Source organism: Oleiphilus sp. HI0080, from assembly GCF_001635135.1.
This window is the reverse complement of record NZ_LWFU01000155.1, coordinates 1-372: the sequence shown is the minus strand read 5'-3', so window position 1 is coordinate 372 and position 372 is coordinate 1. Positions and strand designations below refer to the sequence as shown.

1 protein-coding gene is annotated in these 372 nt (G+C 49.2%); it reads right to left on the bottom strand.

What is annotated here, in order from left to right; translation table 11 throughout:
* On the bottom strand, positions 1 to 216 hold a 216-nt coding region (locus tag A3751_RS23360; RefSeq protein WP_231876815.1), incomplete at its 3' end, for a hypothetical protein.
* Between the last annotated feature and the right edge of the window lie 156 nt (positions 217 to 372).

The following is a 372-nucleotide window of genomic DNA, read 5'->3' as shown; positions in this document are numbered from 1 at the left end:
CCCAAAAGGGAGCGTGTTGATCGCATCGTTTTGCGGTATCCCTCTCTGGGCGAGCTGAAGCACCGTTAGCTGCTCAATAGTGAGCATTGTGCATGAGATAAAGTCATGTGGGATGTCTGGGTTTGCGCGCTGATCTGAACGTGCGAGCGCAGTATTGCACTGTAACGCTAGTAATACGAGGAACAGGGCGATGCCCGGCGATACGAAGTGGAGCAAGTTTAAATCCAGCTGATTGAATGCGTGAAGAGCGAAGACTACCCAAAGTTCTGCCCGCCAACCAAACCTTTATGGATAAATGGCGGCCAACGCTTCGCTAATTGTCGAGTACTTAAAACTATAGCCCAAATTATTCAAATATTCTGGGGTCACGGT